Here is a 7,583-nt window from a genome sequence, read left to right as displayed (position 1 = left end):
GCGCCCGGACCGCGCGCCGCCGCACCTCGGCGTCACCCGAGGTCAGGCCGGACGCCACCCGGGCCACACCGGCACCGGCCGCCCGCGCGAGAGCCCACCGCAGCGCCCCGGCGACGTGCGGATCGGACTCGCCGAGCACCGCCTCGGCCAGCAACTCGGTGGGGGCCGACTCGTGCTCGACGAGGACCGCCTGCTGGCGGCGCGCGGCACTGCCCGATCCGAGACCGTGCAGCAGTTCGATCAGACGCGCCACCTCCGGCCAGTCGGCGGGCCCGGCGGCATCGACCGTGCGGAGCCGGTCGAGCAGCTCACGCTCCCGGTGCAGCCGCTCCTCGGTCCGCCGGATGAGGTCGCCGACCAGCGCCGCCGGGGTGAAGCCGGGGTCGTCGAGGGTACGACCGATCTCCCGCAGCGACAGCCCCAGCGAGCGCAGCCCTTCCACGTGGAAGATCCGCCGGACGTTCTCCGGGGTGTACTCCCGGAAGCCGCCCACGGTGCGACCGGTGGGACGGACCAGCCCGAGCGCGTCATAGTGCCGGAGCATCCGGGCGCTCACCCCCGACCGTCGTGCCACCTCACCGATCAGCACCGGGTGTCTCCTCCCGGTCCGGGCCGAGCGCCGCGACCCGTCTCGCCTCGTGCACGGCGAGGTCGAATCCGGCCTCCGGGTCGAGCAGCAGGCGTTCGGTGGCGCGCGCGTGCGCCCGTACCGCCGGGTCCCGGTGGGTGGCCGCCGCCGCCAGGACCGGCTCGACCACGTCGGCCAGCTCGACGAGGGCCTGGCTCAGACTGAGCTGGACCTCCCGGTCCCCGCGACCGAACTGCGTGGCCAGCTCCGTGGCCAGTGCCGACCGCTCCGCGTCGGGTACGAGCACGACGGCCGTTCGCCAGGCGGTCCGCGCCACCGTGTCGTCGGCGTCGCGCAGCAACGCGGTCGTGATCGCCGGCCAGACGCTCCGGTCCCTGATCTTGGACAGGCTGTGCAGCGCCTGACTGCGGGCCTGGGCATGGGTGGAGTCGAGCTCCGCCAGCAGCCTCGGCACCGTGACCTCCGACGGCAGCCGGGTCAGCGCCCAGGTGAGCATGTCGCGCACGAAGAAGTCCGGTTCGACCCCGCCGCGCGCCACGAGTACGTCCACGGCACCGGGATGCGGGTGCGTACCGAGGGCCAGGGCCGCGTTGAGCCGCCTCGACGGGTCGTCGGCGGACAACGCGCCGACCACTCGTGCGTCGGGTGTGGGCTGGTCGGTCGAGTCGATGGGAACCACCTCCGACCACCAGTGAAGACCTTGACACCGTGACAGGGTCAAGTCTCACCTGTTCCCTAGACTGCCGTGGTGCGATACGACCAGCTCGAAACAGCGATCCGTCGGCTCGTGGACACGGCCGGGGAGGACGAACTCCGGGTGTTCGGCGTCGAGACGGTGGCCCGCCTCGTACGCGACGAGGGACTGGTCGACGTCGCCGCCGACGGGGAACTGGACGAGGACGCCGCGGCGGCGTTCGCGCTCGCCCGGAAGACCGTCGGGACGGCCGACGCCGCCACGTCACGTGCGCTGATCACGCGGATCGAGGAGGGTGCCCTCACCGACGGCGACATGGACCCGGACCTGCTCATCGCCCTGATCGCGCTCGAACACTGGACGACGTACCTGGAGACCGGGCAGCGCGACGAGCTCTACGAGCTGGCGCTCCGCTCCGTCGAGGAGGTCGACCACCAGGTCTCCGCCGACCTCGACGACTTCCTGGCCACCCCCGAGATGGCCGCCGAGTACGAGCGGATCGCGCGCCTGCTGCAGGGCGGGCCCCCGGCCTGAGGAACTACCCCTATGGTGGGTCGATGGCATCCGTGAAGCAGGTCCAGGTGACCTTCGACTGTGCAGAACCCGAGCGTGTCGCCCGTTTCTGGTGCGAGGTGCTGGGATACGTGGTGCCGCCGCCACCGGAGGGCTTCGCTGACTGGGCGGAGTTCACTCGCGCGTTGCCGCCCGAGCGGCAGGGCGCGGCATTCGCCTGCGTCGACCCGACCGGCGCGGGTCCGAGACTGTTCTTCCAGCGCGTACCCGAGGGCAAGGTGGTCAAGAACCGGCTGCACCTCGACGTGCGGGCCGCCACCGGGCTCGTCGGTGCGGAACGCGTGGCCGCGCTCGAAGCCGAGGGCGCGCGGCTGGTCGCGCTCGGCGGCACCCGGGTCCGGCTGCTGGAATCCGACGGCTTCAACGAGTCCTGCCTCGTGATGCAGGACGTCGAGGGCAACGAGTTCTGCCTCGACTGACCGGTTCAGGCAGTTTCGGGTACTCCGGGTGCGCGCGGCGAGCGAAGACCAGCGCTTCCGCGTTGACCTCAAGTTCCCGCCGCCGCGTTGATCAAGAGGTTTTGGTCGCTCCGGGGTGCCGTCGTCGGCGCAAACCTCTTGATCAACGCGTGGGGGGGGGCGTGAGGTGGGGGCGTGTGGGGGGCGGTGTGCTGCGGTGGGGTTTCGTATAGATGACGTTCTCTTGACGGTGGTGATTGTTAGCGCTATCAATGCGGTGGCGGTGTTCCTGTCGTGGTGGAAGGGCGGGGCTATGGTGCGGCGCAGTGTCCGCAGGGTCGTGGCGATGGCGGCGGTCCTGGTGTTGGCGGGAGGCGCCGTGGTGGCGGTGGGGGCGGTGCCGGCGCAGGCCGCCCCGGTCACCTTCACCAATCCACTGGCCGAGCAGCGTGCCGACCCGCACGTCTACCGGCACACCGACGGGTACTACTACTTCACCGCCACCGTCCCGGAGTACGACCGGATCGTGCTGCGCCGTGCCACCACGCTCCAGGGACTGGCCACCGCCGCCGAGCGGGTGATCTGGCGCAAGCACGCCAGCGGCGAGATGGGCGCCCACATCTGGGCTCCCGAGATCCACTTCATCGGCGGCAAGTGGTACGTCTACTTCGCCGCCGGCCGCACCGACGACATCTGGGCCATTCGGCCGTACGTGCTGGAGAGCAGTGCGGCGAACCCGTTGGACGGGCCGTGGGTGGAACGTGGACAGCTCCAACCGGCCCGCAGCGGCTTCTCGCTCGACGCCACCACGTTCGTCCACAACGGAGTCCGCTATCTGGCCTGGGCCGAGTACGCCGGTAGCAACTCGAACATCTACCTGGCCCGTGCCACCAACCCGTGGACGTACGCGGGCACCCCGGCCCTGATCGCCACCCCCACGCACGCCTGGGAGACCCGGGGGTACCGGGTCAACGAGGGGCCGGCGGTGCTGATCCGCAACGGGCGGGTGTTCATGACGTATTCGGCCAGCGCCACCGACGCCAGTTACGCGGTCGGGCTGCTCACCGCCTCGGCCACCAGTGACCTGCTCAATCCGGCGTCGTGGAGCAAGTGGTCCACGCCGGTGCTGGCCAGCGACGCCCGGACGGGTCAGTGGGGTCCGGGGCACAACTCGTTCACCGTGGCCGAGGACGGCAGCGACGTGATCGTCTACCACTCCCGCAACTACGAGCGGTACCTCGGCAACGGCTACGACCCGCTGACCGACCCGAACCGGCATACCCGGCTCCAGCGGGTCTACTGGAACGCCGACGGTACGCCGAACTTCGGCGTACCGGTGCCGGACGGCCTCAGCCCGGTGCGGTTGCGCGCGCACGACCTGCCGGACCGCTACATCCGGCACTGGGAGTTCCGGGTGCGGTTGGAGCCGAACGTCGCCGTCCTGGCCGACTCGCAGTTCCGGATCGTCGCCGGTCTGTCCGACCCGTCGGCGATCTCGTTGGAGTCGACCAACTATCCCGGCTACTACCTGCGGCACCGTAACCACCAGCTCTGGGTGGAGCGCAGCGACGGCTCCACCCTGTTCCGGCAGGACGCCACGTTCACCCGCCGGGCCGGGCTCGCCGACGCGGCGAAGGTGTCGCTGGAGGCGGTGAACTTCCCCGGCCAGTACGTCCGGCACCGCGACGGGCTGCTGCACCTGGAAGCCGTGTCGGACGGCCCCGGGCGCGCGTCGGCCACCTTCGCCCTGGACTAGGGCCTCTTCCTGGCACGGGCCTTCGACGGCGACCGTGGCCCACCCGACGACACTGATCTATATTGATCGCTTCCGTTGTGGACGTCGACGCGCCACGAGTGCGTCGGTGCGGCGGCAGTCGGGCGAACCCGGCTGCCCGGATCAGGAGGCCCAGTGAAGATCAGCAGCGTGGTCCGTCAGGCCGTCGTCGGTCTGCTCGTCGTCGGCGCGGCACTCGTCCCGGCCGGTGCCGGCCAGGCGCACGCCGTGGCCGACGCGGTCAGCGTCTATCCGCCTATCCAGGGTGCGTCCACCTGGGACCGCTTCGGGCTCTCCGGGCCGGCGAGCCACCACCGGGTCTTCTCGAACTGGGGATATCTCAACGACTGGTCGGTCGACATCTACCGCAACCCCGGCGCGACCGTGGTCTCGCCGTTCGGCACGAAGAGCGCCGCCGGTCATCCGATCTCGGTCCGCGTGGTCACCGTGCGGGCCGGTTGCGCTACCGGGAACCTGGCCGACGGCGGGTACCGCATCGGGCTGGAGGCCCGGGACGACCGGCTCGGTGCGGTCATCGCCCGCGCCGACGTCATGCACGTCGCCAACAAGCCGGCCGGCATCGTGGTCGGCGCGACTGTCGGGCCGTGGACCAAGCTGGGCGAGACCGGCCGGTTCCGCTACTCCAGCTGCTACCAGGTCAACGGCGACTCCGGCGCACACATCCACCTCGAAGTGATCAATCAGCACCGGTACTCCTGCTACATTCGGCGGTCGGCGAACACCGCGTTGACCGACCTGACGCTGATCGGCCGCGCCGGTGTCCACTACTCCGGTGCGCCCCAGGCCTGCTGATCGGAACCGCCGGCAGGTCACGCCCGGGCGCGACCTGCCGGCGGGGTCACCGGACGGGTGGGGTCACGCGCGGACCCGCCGGGCGGACGGGCGGCGGGTCAGGGCGAAACCGACCACGCCGGCCACTGCGGCGAGGACGCCACCGGCGGTGGTCCAGATCCAGCGGGAACCGGCCTCGGGGAGCCACCCGGTGAGGTCGATGTTCCAGCCGTCGTCGTCCTCGTCGACCGGTGCGACCGTCGGCTCCGTGCTCAGCACGGCACCGGCGTTGGTCGGCGCCACCAGCGGGGCTTCCAGCCGACCGTCCTCCGGGGCGCTGCCGGCGTCCCCGCTGGCGGAGATCAGCAGGTCCACGTCGATCGGACGACCCAGGTCGGGCTCGGGCACGTCGACCACGGACAGGCGCACGTAGTACGTGCCGGGCAGCGGATCGGCGGACCACGGCTCCGCCCAGGGCCGGACACGCCGCAGGGTGCAACCGAGGGCCACGGTACCCACCGAGGAGTCGGCGGTCGGGGTCTGCGCGCCGGCCGTACACGCCTGGCGGCGGCGCAGGCCGTCGAAGACCTCCACGGTCCACGTCGACGTGCCGGTGCGCTGCTCGGCGAGGGAGACCGTCGCGGTGATCTCGTGGGTCTCGCCCGCCGCCGCCGGGAACGACCAGTAGAGGTACTCGCCGGTGGAGGCGCCCACCCGCACCGGTTGACCCGCCGCGATAGGGGTGGCGCTGAGGAACGTGGTGCCGGCCTTGGTCACGGTGGCGGCACCGGGTGAGGGAGTGGGGGTGGGTGCGGCCAGCGCCGCGCCCGGGGCCAGGACGATGCCGGCGGCCAGCAGCGCGGCCACGGTTGCCGATCGGGTACGCATCAGTTCTCCCTCCAGGTGGCGACCCACCAGCGGGTGAGCAGGCCGGTGACGAGCCCGGTGAGCAGACCGGCCAGGGTCAGCAGGAGCAGCAGCACCCAGCCGCGCCCCAGGTCCGGCCCGTCCGGAGCGGGGGAGGCGGCGACCACGTCGACGGTCAGTTCGACCGGCATGCCGGGGTCCTTCGCGGTGCCCGACCGGGGCGAGAACATGTTGCTGACCACCAGACAGACGGTGGTCACCGCCGGGGTGGCGCTGGCCGTCGGCGCGGGGGTGGCGTCCTCGTCGCGCTCGGCGTCGTCGCCGTCCTCCGTGGCCGACCAGCGCAGACCGGCCGAGACGACGTCGGTACGTCCGCTGCCGGCGTCCACGCCCCGGACCAGTTCCCGGCCGTCCGCCGCGGTGGCCCGCAGCAGTACGCCGTGGTCGGGATTGATCGGCCGGTCGAGCGCGATGCTGACCGAGGCGCGCAGTTCCTGTCCCGTCCGGACCGGCACCCGGTACCAGCGGTGCTCGGAGAAGGTCTCCCGGTCGGTGTAGACGCCGGGGGAGAGCAGCGGCGCACCCTCGCAGACGTCGGTTCCGTCGACCTTGGCCGGCGTGGTGGCGTACGTGTCTCGGGCCCGGTCGACGAGTTGCTTGAGCCGGTCCGTGAGGTCGTCGGCGCTTGTCGCGGCCGTGTACGTGCCACCCGTGGCGGCGGCGATGCAGAGCAGTTGCTTGCGGACCTTCTCGTCGGGTGCCAGGCCGAGGGTGTCCACCACCAGCGTGGTGCCCTGGGCGGCGAGTTCCCGGGCCACCTGGCAGGGGTCCGGCGGTGCGCAGGTGTCCTCGCCGTCGGTGATCAGCACGATCCGCCGGGCGGTGGTGCCGGTGCCGAGGTCCTTCGCGGCCTCCCGCAGGGCGAGCCCGACCGGGGTGAATCCGGTCGGACGCAGTGTCGCCACGGCGGCCTTGGCCTTCGTCCGGTCCACCGGACCGACCGGCACGATCTGCTGGGTGTCCCGGCAGCCCTGCTGCTTGTCCTGGCCCTTGTAGGTGGCCCCGAGCACCCGGATGCCGAGCTGGGTCTCGTCGGGCAGGGCGTCCACCACCTCGCCGAACGCCTGTTGCGCCACCGAGATGCGGCTGCGTCCGTCGATGTCGGTGGCCCGCATCGAGCCGCTCACGTCCAGCACCAACTGGACGCGAGGCGGCTCGGCGACGGGTTCTGCCTGGTCGTCGTCGGCTCGGGCCGGCGCGGGGCCGGCCAGCGTGGTCGCCGCCAGCAGCCCCAACAGGGCGGCTGACGACCATCTCTTGTTGATCACCGGGCGGAGTGTAGCGACGTCCACTCAGGACGATCACTCCGGTCGTCGGGCGAGCCGGCTGTCCCGCACGGCCCGCCCGACGTACCGCCGGCAGACGACCTAGCGTGCGCTACGGCCGCCAGGAACCGGCGGAGCGGAACAACGGCTTGTACTCCACCACGCCGTTGGTGTCGGCGACGTCGAAGACGACCGTGCCGACCCGCTTGGTGCCGGCCGGCAGGTTGTTGCCGGAGCCGATGGTCTCACCGCAGCCGGCCAGGATCCCGGCCAGGCCGTTGACCGTGGTCCCGTCGGCCGCCACCCACTCGAAGTAGATCGGGTTGATGGAGGCCGTGCCCTTGGTCACCGTCGCCGTCACGTCGGCGATCAGGTAGCGGCCCTTCCGTGGCTCGGGGGCGAACGACCGGCAGCCCTCGTTCACGGTCCGCACCCGGGTCACGGTGATCTCGACGGTGCCGTCGTTGTCGTTCACCACCAGGGTGGTGCCGATGCTCAGGTTGTACGTCTCGCCGCTGGGCGGCGAGTTGGTGGGCGGAGGCGGCGGCGGGGGCGCGGCCTCGGTCGGCGC

General features: G+C 71.8%; 8 protein-coding genes and 1 pseudogene. 4 read left to right on the top strand and 5 right to left on the bottom strand.

Translation table 11 applies throughout. The annotated features are described in order from the left end of the window. Both EYA84_RS22235 and EYA84_RS22230 read right to left on the bottom strand, forming a co-directional pair. Nucleotides 1-589 (bottom strand): MerR family transcriptional regulator (locus tag EYA84_RS22235; RefSeq protein WP_131054983.1); only part of this gene is annotated, 589 nt, incomplete at its 3' end. After that, nucleotides 576-1,259, bottom strand: a complete 684-nt coding sequence (locus EYA84_RS22230; RefSeq protein ID WP_394347602.1) for a HEAT repeat domain-containing protein — start codon at nucleotides 1,257-1,259, stop codon at nucleotides 576-578. The genes EYA84_RS22235 and EYA84_RS22230, both read right to left, overlap by 14 nt. A 78-nt stretch (nucleotides 1,260-1,337) precedes the next feature. Between EYA84_RS22230 and EYA84_RS22225 the strand changes: the two genes are divergently transcribed. From EYA84_RS22225 to EYA84_RS22210, 4 genes are all read left to right on the top strand, one after another. Next, on the top strand, nucleotides 1,338-1,817 hold the full coding sequence (locus EYA84_RS22225) for a hypothetical protein (RefSeq protein ID WP_131054981.1): 480 nt from the start codon (nucleotides 1,338-1,340) through the stop codon (nucleotides 1,815-1,817). 23 nt (nucleotides 1,818-1,840) lie between these two features. Beyond that, nucleotides 1,841-2,275 carry a VOC family protein gene (locus tag EYA84_RS22220; protein ID WP_131054980.1) on the top strand — a complete coding sequence of 145 codons (435 nt, stop codon included), beginning with the start codon at nucleotides 1,841-1,843 and terminating at the stop codon, nucleotides 2,273-2,275. A 325-nt stretch (nucleotides 2,276-2,600) separates the two neighbouring features. Further along, complete coding sequence (locus tag EYA84_RS22215) at nucleotides 2,601-4,010, top strand: family 43 glycosylhydrolase (RefSeq protein WP_236145899.1); 1,410 nt, start codon at nucleotides 2,601-2,603, stop codon at nucleotides 4,008-4,010. Nucleotides 4,011-4,163: 153 nt separating this feature from the next. After that, nucleotides 4,164-4,841 (top strand): hypothetical protein, encoded by a 678-nt coding sequence (locus tag EYA84_RS22210; RefSeq protein WP_131054978.1) that lies wholly within the window; start codon nucleotides 4,164-4,166, stop codon nucleotides 4,839-4,841. 63 nt (nucleotides 4,842-4,904) lie between these two features. On the opposite strand, the gene EYA84_RS22205 is transcribed toward EYA84_RS22210, so the two are convergent. From EYA84_RS22205 to EYA84_RS22195, 3 genes and pseudogenes are all read right to left on the bottom strand, one after another. Further along, entirely contained in the window at nucleotides 4,905-5,708 is an 804-nt protein-coding gene (locus tag EYA84_RS22205; protein ID WP_131054977.1) for a peptidase, read from the bottom strand. After that, on the bottom strand, nucleotides 5,708-7,015 hold the full coding sequence (locus EYA84_RS22200; protein WP_131054976.1) for a VWA domain-containing protein: 1,308 nt from the start codon (nucleotides 7,013-7,015) through the stop codon (nucleotides 5,708-5,710). The genes EYA84_RS22205 and EYA84_RS22200 overlap by 1 nt, the downstream gene beginning before the upstream one ends. A gap of 109 nt (nucleotides 7,016-7,124) precedes the next feature. Continuing rightward, nucleotides 7,125-7,583, bottom strand: a pseudogene (locus tag EYA84_RS22195) (DUF4352 domain-containing protein); the annotation flags it as partial.

Source organism: Verrucosispora sp. SN26_14.1, from assembly GCF_004307965.1.
GTDB lineage: Bacteria > Actinomycetota > Actinomycetes > Mycobacteriales > Micromonosporaceae > Micromonospora.
This window is presented reverse-complemented; position numbering and strand designations above follow the sequence as displayed.